26 protein-coding genes and 2 pseudogenes are annotated in these 19,420 nt (G+C 49.1%); 4 read left to right on the forward strand and 24 right to left on the reverse strand.

Annotated features, from left to right (window positions below; all coding sequences use genetic code 11):
* Positions 1–104: 104 nt before the first annotated feature.
* Positions 105–1,145: an IS481 family transposase gene (locus LU633_RS19735; protein ID WP_046371818.1), complete on the forward strand. Its 1,041-nt coding sequence runs from the start codon at positions 105–107 to the stop codon at positions 1,143–1,145.
* Positions 1,146–1,221: 76 nt separating this feature from the next.
* On the opposite strand, the pseudogene LU633_RS19740 reads toward LU633_RS19735, so the two are convergent.
* Together LU633_RS19740 and LU633_RS19745 are read right to left on the reverse strand one after the other, a co-directional pair.
* Positions 1,222–1,632, reverse strand: a pseudogene (locus LU633_RS19740) (phage gateway protein); the annotation flags it as partial.
* The gene (locus LU633_RS19745; protein WP_016192071.1) at positions 1,622–1,990 is read right to left on the reverse strand and encodes a phage collar protein; all 369 of its coding nucleotides are present in this window, start codon (positions 1,988–1,990) and stop codon (positions 1,622–1,624) included. The gene LU633_RS19745 and the pseudogene LU633_RS19740, both read right to left, overlap by 11 nt.
* 122 nt (positions 1,991–2,112) lie before the next feature.
* Here LU633_RS19745 and LU633_RS19750 point away from each other — a divergent pair, with 122 nt between their 5' ends.
* The gene (locus tag LU633_RS19750) at positions 2,113–2,568 is read left to right on the forward strand and encodes a hypothetical protein (RefSeq protein WP_014544082.1); all 456 of its coding nucleotides are present in this window, start codon (positions 2,113–2,115) and stop codon (positions 2,566–2,568) included.
* A gap of 21 nt (positions 2,569–2,589) precedes the next feature.
* Here the strand turns inward: LU633_RS19750 and LU633_RS19755 are convergent, their stop codons facing one another.
* The 20 genes and pseudogenes from LU633_RS19755 to LU633_RS19850 all read right to left on the reverse strand — a co-directional run bounded on the left by LU633_RS19755 (position 2,590) and on the right by LU633_RS19850 (position 15,668).
* Positions 2,590–3,138, reverse strand: coding sequence for a hypothetical protein (locus LU633_RS19755; RefSeq protein WP_016192072.1), 549 nt, complete (start codon positions 3,136–3,138; stop codon positions 2,590–2,592).
* Positions 3,135–3,575 carry a DUF4054 domain-containing protein gene (locus LU633_RS19760; protein ID WP_016192073.1) on the reverse strand — a complete coding sequence of 147 codons (441 nt, stop codon included), beginning with the start codon at positions 3,573–3,575 and terminating at the stop codon, positions 3,135–3,137. The genes LU633_RS19755 and LU633_RS19760 overlap by 4 nt, the downstream gene beginning before the upstream one ends.
* A complete protein-coding gene (locus tag LU633_RS19765; RefSeq protein ID WP_016192074.1) occupies positions 3,572–3,916 on the reverse strand; it encodes a hypothetical protein in 345 nt (114 codons plus the stop codon). The genes LU633_RS19760 and LU633_RS19765 overlap by 4 nt, the downstream gene beginning before the upstream one ends.
* Positions 3,917–3,958: 42 nt before the next feature.
* Positions 3,959–5,026: a major capsid family protein gene (locus LU633_RS19770; RefSeq protein WP_016192075.1), complete on the reverse strand. Its 1,068-nt coding sequence runs from the start codon at positions 5,024–5,026 to the stop codon at positions 3,959–3,961.
* A 1-nt stretch (position 5,027) separates the two neighbouring features.
* Positions 5,028–5,525, reverse strand: a complete 498-nt coding sequence (locus tag LU633_RS19775; protein ID WP_016192076.1) for a structural cement protein Gp24 — start codon at positions 5,523–5,525, stop codon at positions 5,028–5,030.
* A complete protein-coding gene (locus LU633_RS19780) occupies positions 5,525–6,814 on the reverse strand; it encodes a DUF2213 domain-containing protein (protein ID WP_016192077.1) in 1,290 nt (429 codons plus the stop codon). The genes LU633_RS19775 and LU633_RS19780 overlap by 1 nt, the downstream gene beginning before the upstream one ends.
* The gene (locus tag LU633_RS19785) at positions 6,811–7,524 is read right to left on the reverse strand and encodes a phage head morphogenesis protein (RefSeq protein ID WP_016192078.1); all 714 of its coding nucleotides are present in this window, start codon (positions 7,522–7,524) and stop codon (positions 6,811–6,813) included. The genes LU633_RS19780 and LU633_RS19785 overlap by 4 nt, the downstream gene beginning before the upstream one ends.
* The gene (locus LU633_RS19790; protein ID WP_016192079.1) at positions 7,514–9,040 is read right to left on the reverse strand and encodes a phage portal protein; all 1,527 of its coding nucleotides are present in this window, start codon (positions 9,038–9,040) and stop codon (positions 7,514–7,516) included. Before LU633_RS19790 ends, LU633_RS19785 begins: the two co-directional genes overlap by 11 nt.
* A gap of 2 nt (positions 9,041–9,042) precedes the next feature.
* Positions 9,043–10,461 (reverse strand): phage terminase large subunit, encoded by a 1,419-nt coding sequence (gene terL, locus LU633_RS19795; protein WP_016192080.1) that lies wholly within the window; start codon positions 10,459–10,461, stop codon positions 9,043–9,045.
* On the reverse strand, positions 10,427–10,999 hold the full coding sequence (locus LU633_RS19800) for a terminase small subunit (protein WP_016192081.1): 573 nt from the start codon (positions 10,997–10,999) through the stop codon (positions 10,427–10,429). Before LU633_RS19800 ends, terL begins: the two co-directional genes overlap by 35 nt.
* Before the next feature lie 35 nt (positions 11,000–11,034).
* On the reverse strand, positions 11,035–11,508 hold the full coding sequence (locus LU633_RS19805) for an Ntn hydrolase family protein (protein WP_016192082.1): 474 nt from the start codon (positions 11,506–11,508) through the stop codon (positions 11,035–11,037).
* Between the two features lie 57 nt (positions 11,509–11,565).
* Positions 11,566–12,027, reverse strand: a complete 462-nt coding sequence (locus LU633_RS19810) for a lysis protein (RefSeq protein ID WP_016192083.1) — start codon at positions 12,025–12,027, stop codon at positions 11,566–11,568.
* On the reverse strand, positions 12,024–12,440 hold the full coding sequence (locus tag LU633_RS19815; protein ID WP_016192084.1) for a protein P5: 417 nt from the start codon (positions 12,438–12,440) through the stop codon (positions 12,024–12,026). Before LU633_RS19815 ends, LU633_RS19810 begins: the two co-directional genes overlap by 4 nt.
* Positions 12,437–12,757, reverse strand: coding sequence for a phage holin, lambda family (locus LU633_RS19820; protein WP_016192085.1), 321 nt, complete (start codon positions 12,755–12,757; stop codon positions 12,437–12,439). Before LU633_RS19820 ends, LU633_RS19815 begins: the two co-directional genes overlap by 4 nt.
* Positions 12,758–12,841: 84 nt before the next feature.
* Complete coding sequence (locus tag LU633_RS19825) at positions 12,842–13,138, reverse strand: hypothetical protein (protein WP_016192086.1); 297 nt, start codon at positions 13,136–13,138, stop codon at positions 12,842–12,844.
* The gene (locus LU633_RS19830) at positions 13,139–13,699 is read right to left on the reverse strand and encodes a hypothetical protein (protein ID WP_016192087.1); all 561 of its coding nucleotides are present in this window, start codon (positions 13,697–13,699) and stop codon (positions 13,139–13,141) included.
* Positions 13,700–14,127: 428 nt separating this feature from the next.
* Positions 14,128–14,526: an antiterminator Q family protein gene (locus LU633_RS19835; RefSeq protein WP_325175731.1), complete on the reverse strand. Its 399-nt coding sequence runs from the start codon at positions 14,524–14,526 to the stop codon at positions 14,128–14,130.
* Between the two features lie 84 nt (positions 14,527–14,610).
* Positions 14,611–14,823 (reverse strand): annotated as a pseudogene (locus LU633_RS19840) (DNA N-6-adenine-methyltransferase); the annotation flags it as partial.
* Positions 14,820–15,413 carry a DUF1367 family protein gene (locus LU633_RS19845; protein WP_046372051.1) on the reverse strand — a complete coding sequence of 198 codons (594 nt, stop codon included), beginning with the start codon at positions 15,411–15,413 and terminating at the stop codon, positions 14,820–14,822. The gene LU633_RS19845 and the pseudogene LU633_RS19840, both read right to left, overlap by 4 nt.
* A gap of 57 nt (positions 15,414–15,470) precedes the next feature.
* Positions 15,471–15,668: a hypothetical protein gene (locus tag LU633_RS19850; protein WP_016192912.1), complete on the reverse strand. Its 198-nt coding sequence runs from the start codon at positions 15,666–15,668 to the stop codon at positions 15,471–15,473.
* Between the two features lie 217 nt (positions 15,669–15,885).
* Here LU633_RS19850 and LU633_RS19855 point away from each other — a divergent pair, with 217 nt between their 5' ends.
* Positions 15,886–16,593: a M91 family zinc metallopeptidase gene (locus LU633_RS19855; protein WP_046372024.1), complete on the forward strand. Its 708-nt coding sequence runs from the start codon at positions 15,886–15,888 to the stop codon at positions 16,591–16,593.
* Positions 16,594–16,626: 33 nt separating this feature from the next.
* Entirely contained in the window at positions 16,627–17,847 is a 1,221-nt protein-coding gene (locus tag LU633_RS19860) for an ISL3 family transposase (protein ID WP_046371929.1), read from the forward strand.
* Positions 17,848–18,087: 240 nt separating this feature from the next.
* On the opposite strand, the gene LU633_RS26300 is transcribed toward LU633_RS19860, so the two are convergent.
* A complete protein-coding gene (locus LU633_RS26300) occupies positions 18,088–18,177 on the reverse strand; it encodes a Hok/Gef family protein (RefSeq protein WP_407646940.1) in 90 nt (29 codons plus the stop codon).
* Positions 18,178–18,284: 107 nt separating this feature from the next.
* Positions 18,285–19,325, reverse strand: coding sequence for an IS481 family transposase (locus LU633_RS19870; protein ID WP_046371791.1), 1,041 nt, complete (start codon positions 19,323–19,325; stop codon positions 18,285–18,287).
* Between the last annotated feature and the right edge of the window lie 95 nt (positions 19,326–19,420).

A 19,420-nucleotide genomic window follows, 5' to 3' on the forward strand; every position in this document is an offset into this window, starting at 1 on the left:
AATGTATTAGTCGCGACTTGATCTGACAATGGGCCTTGAAAGGTTGAGAGTTACCGGTTTTGATATGGGTGTCGAATCCTTATACAAAACGCGAGGTAACTCTCATGCTTCATACTAACAATCCCATCATCAAACACAAAGCCGGTTTACTCAATCTGGACGAAGAGCTCGGTAACGTATCAAAAGCCTGTAAGATCATGGGCGTGTCGCGAGACACGTTTTACCGTTATCAGGAACTGGCTGAAGAAGGCGGTATTGATGCGCTGGTTAATCAAAGTCGTAGGGTACCCAACCTGAAGAACCGCGCCGATGAGGCCACGGAACGTGCGGTTGTTGAGTACGCCGTTGAGTTCCCGGCTCATGGTCAGCATCGGACTAGCAATGAACTTCGTAAAAAAGGCGTGTTTATCTCCGGCAGCGGCGTGCGCTCCATCTGGCAACGACACGACCTGGAGAACTTCCGTAAACGCCTGAAGGCGCTTGAGGAGAAAGTCGCTAAAGAAGGCATTGTGCTTACCGATGCCCAAATCGCAGCGCTGGAGAAAAAGGCGCATGATGATGAGGCCAGCGGCGAAATCGAGACGGCACATCCGGGTTATCTGGGCTCGCAGGACACCTTCTACGTGGGCAATCTGAAAGGTGTTGGCCGTATCTACCAGCAGACGTTTGTGGATACGTACTCAAAAGTGGCACACTGCAAGCTGTATACAAGTAAAACGCCGATCACCGCCGCCGACCTGCTCAATGATCGCGTATTGCCGTTCTACGAGGCTCAGGGACTGCCGATGCTGAGAATACTGACCGACAGGGGTACGGAGTACTGTGGTAAAGTGGAGCAGCATGATTATCAGCTTTATCTGGCCATCAACGATATCGACCATACGAAAACGAAGGCGATGTCTCCACAGACGAACGGTATCTGCGAGCGCTTCCATAAAACCATTTTGCAGGATTTTTATCAGGTTACGTTCCGCAAGAAGTTATATGGAGACCTGGAAAGCCTGCAGGCAGATCTGGACAACTGGTTGTGGCATTACAATAATGAGCGAACTCATCAGGGTAAAATGTGCTGCGGGCGTACGCCAATGGCAACTTTACTTGATGGTAAACGGGTCTGGGCAGAAAAAAATCTGAACCAGATTTAATCTGACAGACACCTGTATAAATAACCGGTAACTGTCAGATCAGGTCTGAGCTAGTACACCTTAAATGATCGGCATTATCCCCCTGGTCATTGATAAAATAAGGCGTTCGAATACCGGAAGCACGTTGTACCCCCACTCCCTGTTTTTGTAGCGCATCAACAAAAGGTAGTGAATTCACTATCATTCGAACCGTGGCAGTCAGGTCGGTCGCTGTAAGTTCACTGGCATCGGATACCAGCCCCTGAACCTGCAACGTTTTTTCCACCAACTGAGTTTCTTTGTGGTTCGCATCAGTGCCAGCGACCTGATAGTTTCGCGCCTGCCATCCGTGGCCTGCCTCGTTGATGGGAAAGAACATAACGAAGCAGTCTTCCCTCCCCTGCTTGGTTGACTGAAACCCGGCAACAACAGGTATCGAAAGCCCTGCATTATTCATTTGCGCCAGCATCTGGTGCCGGATGGCGATGTAAACCTCGTTATCCGTCATCGTTTCCCGCCTCAATGCAAAGAACAGACTTCCAGCCGTCCTGCGCGTACCAGTCAGCATCACCGGTGACGTCATAGCGTTTGCCGTTGAACACCAGATAATCCGGTGCATCCCCCCGTTGGATAGCGTGAATATCGTGCGAAGTGTAGAGCCGCCGATAAACTTTGCCGGTCACCAGCCCCATCTCCTGTACATCCTGCGTATCCACCGCCTGCCAGCTACCCGTGACCGATTCTGGCGGATGGTACTGCGCTACCCATTTGCCAAGGTCGTCTAATGCGCGCGACTTAAACCGATACCAGAAAGCTGTCTGCTGTGGGATCACCCGTGCAGCCACGTTGTAGAGATTGCCAAACATTATTTGTCCTCCACTGCCTGACATCATATAAGAGCGCAGTTTTACTGCACCCTGGGATATCAGGGTGATAACATCCCGGTTAAGAGATATATTTACAAGTTAATCTGCATAAGGAAGAAACTATGTTGAATCATGAAGATCCCCGCGTGGCGCTAACTGAATTTCTGCGCAGCATTCCACACAGCCTGAGAATCGATGAATATCTGTTTATTATTTTGATGTGCCTGGGTGAGCAACCTCCCGAAGACCTGGATGCTTTCGAACCCATAATAGAAAAATACCTGTATCGAACCGGCTACGCTGGCTTCGGTGCCGTAATTTGCACCAAAACCATCCTTGACCGGAGGCTGTCGGGAGTAATGTTAAAACTTGAACGAGCGGAAGAATCACTGAGGATGTTAACTAACTCAAACCCTGATTTTTCTCCACACCCATTACTAAGCATGCCATTGAAAAAGCGTCAATACGCTCAAGTTCTGGAACGCTGGAAAGCTCTCTCACGCGGTGCGCTATCTGACGAAAACCTTCTTTATTTCGAACAAAATCCACAAGCGCTACAGCCGGTGACAACAGCATAAAATCGCTGATTTCTTCATCTGTCATGTTTTTTCCTCCACCACATACGTAACCGCCTGTAACATCAGTCCGGTATCTACCAATGGCTTGATGCTCACCCCAGATATATCCAGTGTTTTGTCATTTTTCATACGAGGGCCTACAAAATTAGCATCGAGCCAGGCTATCCCTACCTCTTTTCCTCCCGCCTTAAAATCAGGCTGCTTTCTTCGCTTACGCATCAAAAGCGTCACCATTGATAGCGGAGGCTCGTTAACAGAACGGATTACCATCTGTACATCGCCTGCGGCTTTTGCACCAACCTGATTCAGTCCATCATCAATATCGAGACTTCCTGATATAGCAGCGTTTACCGCACGCTTAATCAATGCTTGGTAATCTGCCCGGTTCTCAGACATCGCGGGGCGAAAAAAAGGACGAGGAGGAATAGGCCCGTAACCCAACTCCTGAATGGCCGCGACATAAGCAATCGGCGTACCGTCCGGATATTTACTGTGCTCAAAAAATCCGATCTTCAACTGCTTTTTGTTCAGTTCATCGTAGACCGCTTTCAGCCTGGCAAAATTACTCATCGTCTCAGCCTCCCGCGCATCGGGAACCGGCCACCCACGCTACGAAAAGCGGCACGTTCTCCCATGCCACCGATATAGCGCGGTACACTACAGCGTTTAATCAACGCCAGATATTGCTGGCCGAATGGCGTCAGGTTGTACCAGTGTGACCAGTTTGAACTCGTCGGCGGGGCAGCAAATGACACGCTCACTTTATCGATTGTGGCGCTGGTCACCGCCCCCGAAGGGGATTCTCCTTTCGCCGCCATTTGGCGCAACATCAACATATGCGTAACCACCAGCATCCACAGTTCACTGGTGCAGATCCCCTGACATTCCGAGAAATAACAGGTCGCTGATTTGGCGATAATAAAAATATCATCAGCAGGCACATCGTTGAATTGCGGATAAAGAACACGAAATGCTTCGAGGGGAAAGGTGCCAGCATCCATAATCATTTACCTTTTTTGTTGTTTTTCGGAACCTCTTTATTTTCTGCTTCAAGAGATTCAGGCGTATCTGGCGCTGACAGGTCGCTGGCTTCCATATTGGTCGCCACTTTTTCGGGATCGGCTTTTATTTCCTCAACCGCGATAAAACCGTTTTTTTCATGTAACTGAAAAACATGATTCTTTCTCAGTACAACGTACTGTTCGTCGGTAATTTCGGTAACACGACCACGCGGGGTGTACATTTGTTTGGTCATGATATTGGCTTTTCCGGCAATAAATACCGTTCCGCCCGCTTCCAGTGCGTAATTCTGGTCATTGGAGAGCGTGGAATAAACGTAGATAGACATGGATAATCCTTAAAGATTAAGCCCTCAAATTGAGGGCTGTTATCAGAGACCTGTCAGACGAGTGATCGCCCAGGGGCGGGTGACAATGACACCCGCAGTGGCATTGGTGGCATCCTCCAGATAGCCCTTGATCTGGTTCTCAGACCCCAGCAACTGGTATTTCACTGGCACAACCTGCAAGATAGTTGCGCTGGTTGCGGTAGAGCCATCATCCACACTATCGGCAAACATATAGGCAATATTTGCCCCGCCATTCGCACCTTTGAATTCAGGTGAAAAGACCTGGCGCATATTGGGATAGTTGTTGTTGATCCACTCTTTGACGGTTTCACCTTTGGCGACCGGATTAGAGATGTTCAGCGCAGAACGGAACCCCAGCGGCAACGTCAACGTGATAGGCGTATCGTCGCGGATAATGCCACCAGAGTTCGTTTCGAGACGTGAGAACATATCGGTAATGTCCTTTGTGATCTCATCGAACGTGGCCGTCAGCCAGGGCTTGGTTGCAGTTTCATAAGCCGGGAGGTTCGGATCGTTCAACAACCCAAAAACACGGGTAGTCGGGCTGTTAAAACCCTGATAGCCGACGCGCTCGCGTCCCTGCTCAAGTGATTCGGTTGCCGCGTTGCGTTTTTCTGCTGCCGCCTCAAAGCCTGCCGCCGACTGACGAGCCTCTTCCAGCTTACCGACCTGAAAACCCTGCTCAAAGCGCACAATGCCGCGACGTTCCTGATCCTGCGCATAGGAAGCCAGCGGGATATTGGTATGGTCACCGTACAGTTCAGGTTTGCCTACCGGCGTTGCCACGTTCAGAATAATCTCTTCATCATGCCACTCACCCGCGTTCATTACCCCGGTAATTTCATCCAGAACACGAACACGGGTCGCCGTGCGGATAAGACCGGGTAAAACATGTTGCAGCATTTCACGGTGAATAAGACCACCGCTTACCGCAGGGCCGGTCAACGCGGAGTCCATCGCCGCCAGACCGCCGAAGCCAAGTTGCCCCAGCTCGTTGTATGTCCATTTCTGATCAGGTTTAATATTCAGCGGCCCGCGTCTGCGGATCTCACGGCCCGACATATAAAATTTTTCTTTGCTCAGGGCCATATCAGGCATCTCCAGTTGGTGCAGGGGTTGGGTACGGGATCTCGGTCAGACGTAATACACACAAGTTAGGTGTTTCAGCAGAAGGCAAATGGCGTGAGACAAAACCGATCACGCGGTCACCCGTCGCTGGTTTTTCTTTGACCGATAGTTTTCCGTCTGTCTCGCTAAAAATGACCGGCGCATTAACCGTGCCTGACGCTTCAAGCTGTACGTTTAATTCACCCATTGTGAGAAACTCACCCTGAGTTCCGTTGCGGGCATATTCAGTCTCAATACGATACGCTTTCGGGTTAATCATGATCCCCGCAAACGCGCCGTTACCGCCTGGCTGCACAGATTCAACACTGGCGTCTTTGTAGGTATAGGCCAGACCAAACAGATTCTTTTTTTCATCGGCTGAGTCCAGAACGGCACTGGTGGCGCGAAGTGGGCCAAAGTGGCTGACTTCACCGACTACGCCGGAGATCATGCCGTTTGCTACAGATTTCGGGATTGCCATTATTTATCGCCCCATTTATCTAAAATTGACTGGTTGCTGACGGCCTTATCCATCGCAACAGACGGTTTTTGGGAATCCGGTACGCGCCCCTGCATCCACGCATCCAGCGCGATAGCTTCAGTGCCTTTACCACACTGGATACCCAGCTTTTCAACGCCATATTCAGCGACCTGTTGCGCCGTCATGGGAGCATGATCGAACACACCAACGAATGGCGTTAACTTACGCGCCAGTTCATCGCGGGCACCGATTTGTTTCAGCAGCGCCCCGGTATCCATTGTCGGTTTGCTTTTCTCCAGTTTTGCCACCTTGCGTTTCAGCGCGGCGATGGTATCTACCGTGCCAATACTTCTGCGCAGGCGTTTAAGCCGACGACTGAGGCTGTCAGTGGTGGCCTGGTCGAGATGCTCTTTCGCCTCTTCGATAGCCGATTCTGCCGACTCGATAGCCGTTTCAGCATTTTCGATAGCAGTAGGCTCCCCGGTTTCTGCTGCCTCCGATGCCGCCTCCGCCGCTTCTACCGCCGCCTCCGCGCCTTCTTCGGCTGCTGCTGCCCCTTCGGCTGCTGCTGTCGGATCAACGGGGTCAGTAGGGTCGGCGGGTGCATTCGGATCGGGATCGTCCGTTGTTGGCTTACCCGCCGCCAGCGCTGCCACAACAATCTGTTTGATTTGCTCAACCTGCTCGGGAGTAAAACCACCTTCATCAGTCGTGGGCTTGTTTTTGTCATCATCTGGATTCATGCGAATGAGTTCCTTGGTATCTATGGTTATAACGTGATCCTGCACGGAGACATCAGGGCCGGTTCGCCCTTCGTCCACCAGCGCAAGGTGGTTTGCTCTGATATGCCGCTGAACAGCGTCATAGGGCTGGCCGTTGAAATTGCCAGGGGTGAAGTCATAGCGGCATCGATAGCCGGGCGATAAATCTATCTTTCCGCTGCTGATATTGCTCAGTGCGGAGTTGGAGAGAATTTTGATGTTTCCCCGTAAGTAGGGGTAATCAAACCAGATATTTTCACCAATGACGCCCTGTATCCCTTTTTTCTCAGCGGGGGTGGCGTCTTTACCCAGCATTTCGTGCTCATCAATGAAAGGCATCAGCCGGAAAGAGTTAATTGTATCGATGCTCCGTAGCTCCTCCTCCGGTCGATACACGCGATAGATACGGCTGGGATCAGGGGCATTAATCTCAGCCCCCAGATAATCAAAAACCCCAACTTTTGAGATGGGGTTGTCTTTTACTTCCAGACAGCCATTGAGGTCATACGTTCGTTTAGTTTCGTTCATGAGGTGTCACCAAAATCCACAACCGGCGTCCAGAAGCATTTGCAGTTGGGCAGCGTACCGGGCAGGCCACGCTGACCTGTTTTTTCATCAATAACAGGGGGGTTATCCAGATCAAACGTCTGGCCGTCTAACCTGAGATGCAGTTCTCTGGGTTCAGCGCTACCGGCTGAGTGATGCCAGACCGCTTTACGGATACCGGCTGATTTCATCCGCTCATAGTTAGATGCCGTGGTAATTTTCCGGCTCTGATCCACAGCGATAAACTGCGCCCGTTTTTCTGTCACCGTGCCGGTTTGCCTGATTTCATCAAGAAGGGTTTTGGCTCCCTCGCCTGGGTGGCTGACTGATCGCAGCGCTGCGCCCTCAATCCTGCGATGAAACTGTTCAGGAATGGTTTTAATCAGCGCGACGTTCTCAGCGGTGGCAGCGGTAAGACGCTCTTTCATCTCACCCGGCATATCAGGCGTTTTTATTGTCAGCCCCCCGGATAGCGTTTTTAGAGAATCGTTCAGATTACGTTGTGCCGCCAGATCGGTCTGGGAAACAAACTTATCCGCTATTTCTGCCGCTTTTTTGTTGAAAATACCGTCCCATTTACGTTTCAGGCGGTTCAGCCAGATACGGGTCTGGCTGGCAACGCTGGCATCCATGCCAACCGGGGCAAAGTCATCATTCAGTTGGGTAAAGGTTGCCTGATAGTCAGCTATCATCTGGCGCACCAGTTGCGACATAGCCTGGTTGTAGCGTGTTGCCGGGGCGGCTGGATAAGTCAGCGCTTTCCCCTTCATTACCGCCTCTCGGGATGCCGCCCACCGCGCCCGTTTCTCCCGGAATCTGATTTTCTTCTTCATCGCTCATGTCCAGCCCGTAGTAACTCGACTCTTTATCTGCCGCCAGTTTTTTACGAATGTCGTAGCCGTCAATGGCTCCGGCTGTAGCATATGCAGAGGCTGTTTGTGCCTGCTTCAGTTCAATATCGGCATATTCTGCTGCGGTCGGGCTATCAAGCGGTTTCCAGTTGATACTGACTTCAACAACAGGCAGGCCCGCACTACGCAACAACATATCGAAATGGCGCTGTAGCAGTTCTTCAAGGTCGTTCGACTGAATGCTCTCCAGTTCCTCGCGATAGCTGGCTTCCTCATACTCTCCCGTGGCGTTAAAGCCTTTCGGAGTGGTGCCAAGAAGTTTTGTGACCGGAACATTCGCGCCCGCCGCGACCAGTTGATATTGCGTCATAATGGTGGCGTCGAGATCGGCCAGTGAGGTATCAAACTGCTGCACGGTATCGGTACTGCCGGTAACGTGAACGCCGTAGTTGTCACGCATTTCAATGAAATAGGACATATTCTCGCTGACGGTCGCTTTATCTGCGCTTTCCAGATCGCTGATACCCATCGTCAACAGACGCTTGGTCATCGCCAGTTCAGGGGCTTCGTTAGCTGTACGTTCTGAGGCGTAAACGCGCTCGTAGATGCGCTCAGGCACGGATACACCAAAATAGTTGTAGGTAGGCTTGAGAACATTCGGTACCGGGAAGGGCACGAATTTAACAAAATGCGATTTATGGTACCGGCGACCGGCAATCACGTAATACGTGGGTTCGTAAAAATCCAGCCCTGCCGGATCTTGCAGGTTAGCCTCCGTCAGTTCAGGCGTCACCCACTGCGGGTCGATCTGCTTAATACCCTTGTAACTTCCTCTGGCCACACCATCAAGGTTAAAGGGGTTTTCATACCACTCTTTGGGGTTTGAAGTCTCAACGACAAACAGCGCCAGACGGCCACCGTATACTCGACCAAAATGGATCAACTCTTTCATCGCCTGATTGATGCGGTATTTTTTGCTGCGTTTTATGAGCAATTTAGCGACATCTTTATCGTCGCAGTCCAGATCATAGCCCTGCCGGATAGCATCGCGCGCGGGCATATTACACGCCTTATCCACCAGCCAGTGTTTGGCTATCACCGCGCACATATTGTTGCCGATAAAACCCTGACTGGCGTACCACATAGCCTGTGCTTCGGGAACACCGTAAACATTCCCACCTTTGAATGCAGGCACGGCACCGTCGATGGAGTCCATCGCCACACCGCTAATAACAGGTTGCGGTAATTCCAGACCGTTAAATCCCTCCGAACGCGCCAGTGCGGGATAAAGCTGAGTAGTGAACGCCGACCGTTTAACCGGCGCTACCTGATTTTTACGCCTCTTAAACGGCCACATAGTTACCTCTTCGTTGTAAAGAAACTGCCTTTTTTGGTGTATAGCTTGCGTAGCGCCTGGGTCATGGCATCGACCGTGTCGTCGTGAGCACCAAACGGGAATGTGGTAATTTCTTCGACGGTTTCAGCTATCCAGGGGGTTGTACTCGGATGTGGCAGGAATACGTTGCCTGATTCCCACTCAGCCGTTACCGCATGAGCGCGGGCAACTTTGCTACCATCCGGCTCGACAGGGATCAGCCCGGATATCGTGGATTTTAACGAATCGATAACAGCAGGCCCGTTAGCTTTGTCCTCAACGTATTTTCGACGCCCTTCCGGGAACATATCAGACTGACGTTTAACCGCTTTTAACGTCTGTGTGAAGCTCATGCGGGCGCGTGTCTGATGCAACAGGTAGGCGTTGGCGTCTTTTTTGCCCCATACCTGGCCGACAACATAGTCCGTCCCTTCGCTGTCTTTAAAGGTCATATCCCAACTGTGGATAACGGTATCGAATTTGGCTGGCAGATCTTTAGGTAAGTAATATCTGACCCAACCTTCCTGGAATATCTGCCCGTCACCCGGTTTGGGCGATTGTTGGTACATTGCCGACCAGAAATAGTTGCCCAAAATAGCTTTCGTCTCTAACAGCTTATCGAGCGGATGTAATTCAGGAACCAGCGCTTCGCCCTGCTTGTTAATTGCCGGGAACGCTAACACTTTTGCTTTGGGGCTATTGGCAATAACGCGGCCTGACAAATCATCCGTTGCCCAGCGGGTCGCCATAATAATTTCACCGCTGTTTTTCGACAGACGGGTTTTAAAAGTCGAAACATACCAGTTCCAGATAGATTTTTTAGTAGTAGGGCTAAGTGCTTCCTTAGAGTTCTTTATTGGATCATCAATAATACCAAGGTCGACTTTTTTACCCGTTAAAGGCCCACCGACACCCGCACAAACATAGCTACCCTTGTAGTTAGCTATCCCAAATCCATCAGAATTACGTTTAACTGCTACACCGTCTTTGGCTTTATTACCAGACCAGCTTTCAGGAAATAATAACCGGTATTCATCTGATGCCATGATACGTTGCACATCGGCATTCATATCCCCGGCTAAATCCGATGAATATGATAAAGCACCGATACGCTTATCGGGATATTTACCAAAGAAGTACGCCGGAAGATAGCGAGAGACAATATCAGACTTCCCATGTTGCGGCGGCGCACCCAGTATCAAAACGGGGCGTTTCCCCTCCATCGTCTCCAGCAGAAATTGATCCAGCGCTTCACAAACTGTTTTAGAAAACGGGCTGGTAATATATTCCGGGTTAATGTACTGAATAAAATTATGCAGACTTCTGCGAGCATGACGGCGCTGTAACAGTTCTTTGGCAGCATCTTCTTTACTGATTACCGATGATTGCTGCAAGTTGTTCATCTGTTAACTCCGATGCAGTATGCGTATGCTGAATAGGCCCACCGTTTGCACCTGTCAGTTCGTTGCTAATCTGATCACGAAACGCCTGCACACTCACATGCTTACCAAGAAGCTCAAGGTTTTTCACCTTATCAGGCCACTTTATTTTTTTGAGGATACCAACCATTTCGCGATCATCACCCCGGCCTTCAAACATTTCAGCCAGGTCGAAACCGCTTAAATATCGACGCCAGACCAAAGGCCAGTCACTTACAGGCTTAATGGTCATATCCTCATTGAGAATATCCAGTGTATCCATCTGATCAATTTCAACCAGACGTAACAAAACGTAGTTGGCATCAACGCCTAATTGCTCTATCCGTTCCTGTTTCAGTTGGTTGATACGCTGAACAACTTCCGGTTCAAGTAACAGGCGAGGCCCCGCGCTATAGGCTGTTTTTTTGCTATATCCCGCCCGGATCGCTGCCGGGCCAGCTTTTAAGTCAACAATAAATTCCCGGCAAAAAAGCTCTTTCTTAGCATTGAGTCTTTTTGCCATAAAATAAATTTCCTTTTTCTTACCTTATGAAATTATTATTCAATTCGATATAAATTAACGTCGCCGCCAGAATAAACATCCATATCAATCGCTACTTTCACTGCTTCAATAGCATTACGACCAAGGCTCATCGCCGTACGCGCAATTACACTCCCTGAACCAACAGAAAAGAAATCTATATGCAGGGATATTGAAGCTGTCTTTTTGTCTTTCTCTTTGAAGATAAGATACGAAACATTCTTTCCGACTATTGCAATAGCGCTAAATGACATAATTTCCGGGAAATCAGATTTATAATTCATTCCAGTTACGAGGTGTTCAATTATTGCCGTCTCACAACCACAATCGCCCGCAGCTCCAAACGCCTGAATTTTTTCGCCGTTGATATTCCACATCTCATTTTCTTTTAGCTGGAATATTTTTTTCTCTTTCAGTGAGCAAATCATATCGCCAGTGGTTGACTGTGTATCCGATGCGAGAACTACTCCATCCCATGCAATAGTTGTCATTCTTTTCCGCTCCGTTTCTCTTCATTTTTACCTGTTGTGCTGTAAAGCCGCGTGGCCTTACTTCAAGCACACATTACGGATATAATCCTGCAACCCCGCTATTTGGCTTCGGGCAATTTCGATTCGCTTTCTGAGAGTGAAATAATCCCGTTGAGCGGTGTCATTAAGTCCGGCGCGGCTTGCATCATCCAGGCCGGTGGCGGTGGCGGCACCGGGCACGGGCTTGCAACTGGCGTTGACGCGCAACCGCTGGTTACCAGCGATAACGCTACGCTCAAGCTGATCGATATTAGCCTTAGCATCGGTTAGCTCCCTTGTGTATTTAGCATCAATATCCGCCACAACGTGCTGTCTGGCCTGCATATCAACGATGATTTTTTGTCTGGATTCAGCCAGTTGTGCAAACTCGCGCTGCTTGTCGAGGGCGTGCTGGTAGCTGTCGCGATAGGAAGAAGCGGTAAACGCGAGGGCCATCATTATGGCTGGCGTGAGAACGCTGAATAAATCACCGAGCTTCATAGCAAATCCAGCGTTTTAACAAATACAGCAAATCCATAGGGCTGTTGGCCGTTCTCATGCTGAATTATTGCCTCCAGCAAAGGGATCATTACCCTACTGTCTGTTACATCAATCTGTTGGTCTGCCTCAACGCCCACTGATTTTGCCACGCTGTTAATATACGCCTGCGTGTTGTTTTCCACCGGTGGTGCCCAGCGATTGACAATGCCGCTGATCGTCTTAATAGCGTGCTTACACTGGTAGTTGCGCAGAATAATGATCATCGCCCGGATACCATATTCTGGCGTTTTAAACTGGCAAAAGGATTTATCAGTGCGCTGCCCTTCTGGTACTAATCCCTGCCAATCATCACCCCAGCGGATATTGCCGGGGTTATTATTTCGTATACCGCGGGGTGTTGTGGTTGTCGTCATTTAGCCGCTCCCATTTTTCTATCAGCCAGATCTTTTATCCGACCGCCGAAATATCGGGTACCGAGGTATCCGATAATTACGCTGGCGAAATACGCCCAATCAGTGCCTACGCCAATAAGAGACAACCCATCTTTGACAAACCAGCCAAAGATGGAGCACATCAGCGCATCAAAAAATGACTTCCAACCACCATCGCCTTCGTACTTGCCACGCAACCAAGCCATTACTCCGGCCAGCACTGCGGCAATGCCTTGCTCTTTGACTGATAGCAGCCATGCGATACCTGCTGCCCAAAAGTCAGGGCTTTTCTCCGGCATTTGCATATGTCCTTACCCCGCTGGGTATTATAAAATAAAAAAGGGCCACCCCGAAGGGCGGCCCTTGTATAATATGTTGTTGCTTCAGTCGAAATCGTAATTGTTTAATTCAGCTTCGACGTCTGCATTGCCTTTGTATTCAACTTTGAGCTTTTCCTTAAGTCTCTTAGCTTCACCACAATACTTATCAACCTGTATCTCAATATAACGCTGACGCTCTTTAGTCAGGTTGCTATCCCATTCACCCGCAAAATATTGGCAGTTGTCAGCCGCATCGATGAAGGTTTTTATTTCCAAGCTTTTAGTAGGGGTCTTATCAACATTTGAGTGAGCACACCCACTAAATACAAGACATGCCAGTATTAAATTGTGTATTTTCATTTATCGCCCATCCGTTGACCAATGGGGGACGTCTTTAAATCCCCCAAGAAACTTAATTACTCCGTAAGTTTTTGCCACTTTATGCAATTCAGAGTTCATACCTGAACTGGGAGCACTTTTAATTTCAATAGTTTCGCCGCTTGCGTTAGCAATTTTCAAGGTGCCTGTCCATGATATATTCATATCTATGGCATTTCCTTCCGTATGTCTGCTCCTCAGCGCGGGAGCGACATGTAACCCCTGCATACCATATGCACTTACCATGCGTTTAGCTGCTGAAATACTTTTATCCAGCGTTCCGTGATCCCACTTTATAGCGATCCCCGGATAGGACGGCACCTTAGCTGGCATAATTTTACGGTTAGCTATCATCCACGCCCAGTGCATCAGATATGCTCTTTGCGGAGGTCTTAAGGTCGCAGAGACAGTGACTCTGGCTCCGCTTTCTTTCAATGCTTTGATAAAACGCTCGACGTTTGTTTTGAAGGTGGGACTAAGATCGTAAGTTGAAGAACTACCATTAAAACTGTAAACCCACTTTGCATCACTTAACTCTTGCATCCAAATTCCATTTGGTTTATTAAGAAACGCTTATCTTTTAACAAACTAATTTTAACACGTCAAATTTTATAGCCTGAATAAACGTAACAAATCAGCAAAACGGGGGCTATTTAACATAATGGTCATTTCGCGCACCGCGTCTGTAGCCCCAAGTTGAAATGTCACCCTAAAGCCGCAAAAAGGCATGTTTTCTCAGCCTTATTCGGCAAAAATAAACAGCAACATTTTCATAACAAAACGCCACTATTGGCGTTCAGCCAAATCAGCATATGAAAGGCTCGTTTTTGACAGTTTAATGTTTTCGATAGTCCAGAAACACGAAAGCCCCGCATCCGAAGAAGCGAGGCTTTGAAATTGAGGTCGTAAAATTAAATCATAATTCTAGATGTTAGAAGACTAGCACAGGTTTTTGTGCGCACACAAGTATTTTATGCGGCGACCTCCGGATCCATATCCAGTCTGGTTCCCAGCACCGTTAAACACCCTGTTAAAAACGCCTCGGAAGCGCACAGAGACGTTCTAACCTGATTTACAGTCATACCCAGGGCTGATGCAATATTTCTCAATGGCAAGCCTCCTACGAAGCGTAAACCCAGTATCATAATCGCTTCGCGGTCACGTGATTCTTTTAGTTTTGAAACGCAACGATCAATGACCCGCCCGTCTTCGTCAGTACAAACTGGTTTGCCGCTATGCCGTGCACGGTGCGGCGATACCGACATCGCAGGCCAGTCCACCTGAGAGCAGTATTCTTCACTCGCGGCCCACCGGCCCCACCGTTCTAAAACTTCTTGCATATTTCTGCGCATAGCTTTTGACCTCAACATTTCTCAACAAATCGGGGATTACTTCAAATTCAATAACTCATTCTGCCAAGCTCCTCTGTTCACCCAAGTATCCGTGATTAATCTCTGCGCCATCGCATTATCTTCGGCGGTGTAATAGTTATCACATTTGGTGTTGTGGTCGTCGGCAAACAGGTCAAGTGAAAACGGGCCAAATTTGGCGTTTATGCCCCACCAGATTGCGTCGGGTGTGCGCCACTGGTCACCGACTTCTTTCAATTTGTGTGACTGGCGGTTACGCAGTGCTTCAAGTGCTTTGCAGTATGGATTCTGGTTCACGCGGCAAACTCCAGTAGCTGCATGGCCACATTGTCTGCTTCCTGGTAATTGCGAAATTTTTTAAAGAGGATTGTGTTCCAAAGAACGTTGAAAACAGCTTTGTAAACCTGAAAAAATTCAGCTTCGCTCATGTTGGCAAAAGAGATTGATTTAGCCTCACGGCGAACGGTGTTACCTGGCAGGATAAACGTATCGTAAAAACCAGCCTCAACGATGGCCCATTTTCTGAAGGATTCAAAAGATTTGGTGATCGCGACTTCTTTTGTGCGCCATTGCCCCTGTCTATCGTGGTATAGCTGTTCCGTTTCCAGGAGGGTATCTTCGTTACCAGCAATGGAAATCAGATACCTCACGTAACCATGCAGATAATCTTTTTCGGATTGGGTTATCGCACCACCGCCCGGTGTCCAGTATTCGAACCCAAGATTCAGCAGAGCAAAGAAGCGTTTGTGAAAGAGATAGTTTCGGGCTTGCCTGACGTCGCAGTTAAGCCACACACCAATTTTGATGCGCTGCAAAAAGTCTCTGGCCTCGGGCGTTGCCGGGTTCAGGGTTTCGGGGCTAACTTTTTGTAGTTGGATCTGTGCCATCGGTTTTCTCCGGTGACACAGTGTTTTCTCAGCAGGTTGTTCAGACCTGTGTATAGATTATAGTGGATTATCAGCATCATCAACAGCCGATATTCCGGCAGTTTTCCGCGCTTCAGCCATCTGCTGCACACTGGTTACAAATTCATCAGGGCGTAGCACAAAGCCATAAACAACATCGCCGTATTCGTTCCTGTAAAGCACAACAGGTCTTGTGCTGTTGTTCAGGCCACGAATTAAGTGGTCAGGTATGATCATCACTTTGCTCCAGCATGTTTTTGGGAATACTTTACTTTCCTTCGCGCGTCCCGATAGTTAAGCCGATGCATACGCTTATCTCAATCAACATGTCAGAGCTGTTTGAGATAAGTGGCATTAATATACTGTATATAAAAGGGTCTTCCCCTGTTGTGGTGGCGCACACTGCCAATCAAGTATAATCCTCTTGACTTGCGCTTATCCTCAGGAGGTCTTAATGCGCCCTACATCCCTTAACCTGACATTACCTTCGTTACCTCTACCCTCATCTTCGAATTCAATTTCAGCCACAGACATTCAATCTCTTGTAAAAATATCGGGTGTGCGCTGGGTGAAAAACAACCAACAACTCTGTTTCCACGGGACTGACCTTAAAATCTACAAGCATCTTGAAGCTGCTCTCGATAAGATCGAATCCACAGACACTGGACGTACTCTTTTGAACTGTATTGAATTAACATCCCGACTCAAATCAGAAAAACTGGCAATACATCTCGATTCTGCTGAGTTAGGGGTGATAGCACACTGCAATACGGATGCTGAAAACTCCCGAGGAACTGGCTCCGACTTTCACTGTAATCTGAATGCAGTTGAATATCCCTGCGCGCAAGGAATTAGCCTGGTAGACTTTCATGCGTGCATTGTTTTCCATGAACTTCTCCACGTTTTCCACAATTTAAATGGAGAGCGCCTGAAAGTTGAGAGTTCTCAACCAGAATTACAAACACACTCCCCACTTTTACTCGAAGAAGCCAGGACTGTTGGGTTGGGTGCTTTTTCTGAAGAAGTTCTTTCAGAAAATAAATTTCGTGAAGAGATTGGGATGCCCCGCAGAACATTCTACCCGCACGATTCATCTCTCATTCATGATGACAATACAGTGACTCAGGGATTCCAGCGGAAAAAACTGCATCCGTTACTTTAGCTACGTTGCTTATATGAGGACTCATCTGCATATATGGATGAAAAATCGCTATACGCCCACATTCTCAACCTGTCCGCCCCGTGGCAGGTTGAATCACTTTCCCTTGATGAAAATACTGGCTCTGTCACCGTTGTTGTCGGGATCGCCAAAAATTCACTGCTAATCTGCCCGACATGCAGGCAGCAATGCCCTGTTCACGATCACCGCCACCGCAAATGGCGTCATCTTGATACCTGCCAGTTCATGACTGTCGTTGAGGCGAATGTCCCCCGGGTCATGTGTCCAGACCATGGATGCCAGACGTTACCTGTTCCGTGGGCCGGAGCTGGTAGCCGATATACGTTATTGTTCGAATCATTCATCCTTTCCTGGCTGAAAATTAGCACGGTTGATGCGGTAAGAAAGCAACTTAAGCTTAGCTGGAATGCCGTTGACGGCATTATGACCCGGGCAGTTAAACGTGGTCTTGCGCGAATAAAAAAGCCGCTATCAGCCCGGCATATGAATGTGGACGAAGTTGCGTTCAAAAAAGGGCACCGGTACATCACAGTGATATCAGATCGTGAGGGACGAGCGCTGGCATTAACGGATGATCGGGGAACAGAAAGTCTTGCCAGCTATCTTCGCACCCTCACCGACAGTCAGCTGCAGGCAGTCAAAACGTTCTCAATGGATATGAATGCCGGATATATCAGAGCGGCACGCATCCATCTTCCGGGCGCCGTAGAGAAAATAGCCTTTGACCGCTTCCATGTGGCAAAACAGCTGGGTGAAATCGTTGATAAGACACGGCAGAACGAACATCCCCGACTTCCGGTTGACAGCCGCCGTCAGGCAAAAGGAACCCGCTTCCTGTGGCAATACAGTGACAAATGGATGACAGAGCCCCGACAGGAAAAACTGGCATGGCTGAGAGAACAGATGCAACTGACCAGCCAGTGCTGGACACTGAAAGAGCTGGCGAAAGATATCTGGAACCGCCCCTGGAGTGACAAACGACGTGCAGACTGGTTGCAGTGGATAGCACTGGCGAAAAGTTGCGATGTGCCGGTAATGAGAAATATGGCAGGAACCATCACAAAAAGGCTGTACGGAATACTTAACGCCATGCGGTACAGCGTCTCAAATGGTAATGCCGAAGCGCTGAACAGCAAAATAAGGCTGCTGAGGATAAAGGCCAGAGGCTATCGAAACCGGGAGCGATTTAAACTGGGGGTGATGTTCCATTACGGGAAGCTGGATATGACGTTCTGATCCTCCCACCATGATTGGGGAAGACCCATATAAAACCAGTATCATTCTCCAGTGCCTATCGATTTATTTTTGATCATGTCGATAAAAATCAATTAGTTGTGTGTTTTTCGAACAATGTGGTAGAGAAACTAAGGGATGACGAATGACGCGACGGATCAGTACTGAAAGAGAGGGAATGGGTGCCTGGGAACGCCTCAGCTAAACACAGCGGTGGCGGGGATTTCTCCCCGCCGGTTGCCTTTACTGGTTGGACTCACAAGACATGACTGCCGCAACCTCCCTGCTACCGTCCCGTATTCGCAGTTCGTAAAGCGAATGGCGAGTCAACAAAGTGAATGCCAGTATCGTCAGACAGACGATAACAAGGCACCAGATAACATGTACTAGCTCAGACCTGATCTGACAGTTACCGGTTATTTATACAGGTGTCTGTCAGATTACATCTGGTTCAGATTTTTTTCTGCCCAGACTCGTTTACCATCAAGTAACGTGGCCATTGGCGTACGCCCGCAGCACATTTTTCCCTGATGAGTTCGCTCATTATTGTAATGCCACAACCCGTTGTCCAGATCCGTTTGCAGGCTCTCCAGGTCTTCGTATAACTTCTTACGGAACGTAACCTGATAAAAATCCTGCAAAATAGTTTTATGGAAGCGCTCGCAGATGCCGTTCGTCTGCGGAGACATCGCCTTCGTTTTTGTATGGTCGATATCGTTGATGGCCAGATACAGCTGGTAATCATGCTGCTCCACCTTACCACAGTACTCCGTTCCCCTGTCGGTCAGGATCCTCAGCATCGGCAGTCCCTGAGCCTCGTAGAACGGCAGTACGCGATCATTGAGCAGGTCTGCGGCGGTGATCGGCGTTTTACTCGTATACAGCTTGCAGTGTGCCACTTTCGAGTACGTATCCACGAACGTCTGCTGGTAGATACGACCCACACCTTTCAGATTGCCCACGTAGAAGGTGTCCTGCGACCCGAGATAACCCGGGTGAGCAGTTTCGATTTCTCCGCTGGCCTCGTCATCGTGGGCCTTCTTCTCCAGCGCTGCGATTTGAGCGTCGGTAAGCACGATGCCTTCTCTGGCGACCTTTTCCTCAAGTGCCTTCAGGCGTTTACGGAAGTTCTCCAGGTCGTGCCGTTGCCAGATGGAGCGCACGCCGCTACCGGAGATAAACACGCCTTTTTTACGCAGCTCATTACTGGTCCGGTGTTGCCCGTGGGCCGGGAACTCAACGGCATATTCAACAACAGCGCGTTCAGTGGCTTCGTCGGCGCGGTTCTTCAGGTTGGGGACGCGGCGGTTCTGGTTAATCAGCGCATCGATGCCGCCTTCAGCAGCCAGTTCCTGATAACGGTAAAACGTGTCGCGTGACACGCCCATGATCTTGCAGGCTTTTGATACGTTACCGAGTTCTTCGGCGAGATTGAGCAGGCCGGCTTTGTGTTTGATGATGGGATTGTTAGTATGAATCATGAGAGTTACCTCGCGTTTTGTTTAAGGATTAGACACCCATATCAAAACCGGTAACTCTCAACCTTTCAAGGTCCAGTGTCAGATCAAGTCGCGAC

This window comes from Erwinia tracheiphila (assembly GCF_021365465.1).
Taxonomy (GTDB): domain Bacteria; phylum Pseudomonadota; class Gammaproteobacteria; order Enterobacterales; family Enterobacteriaceae; genus Erwinia; species Erwinia tracheiphila.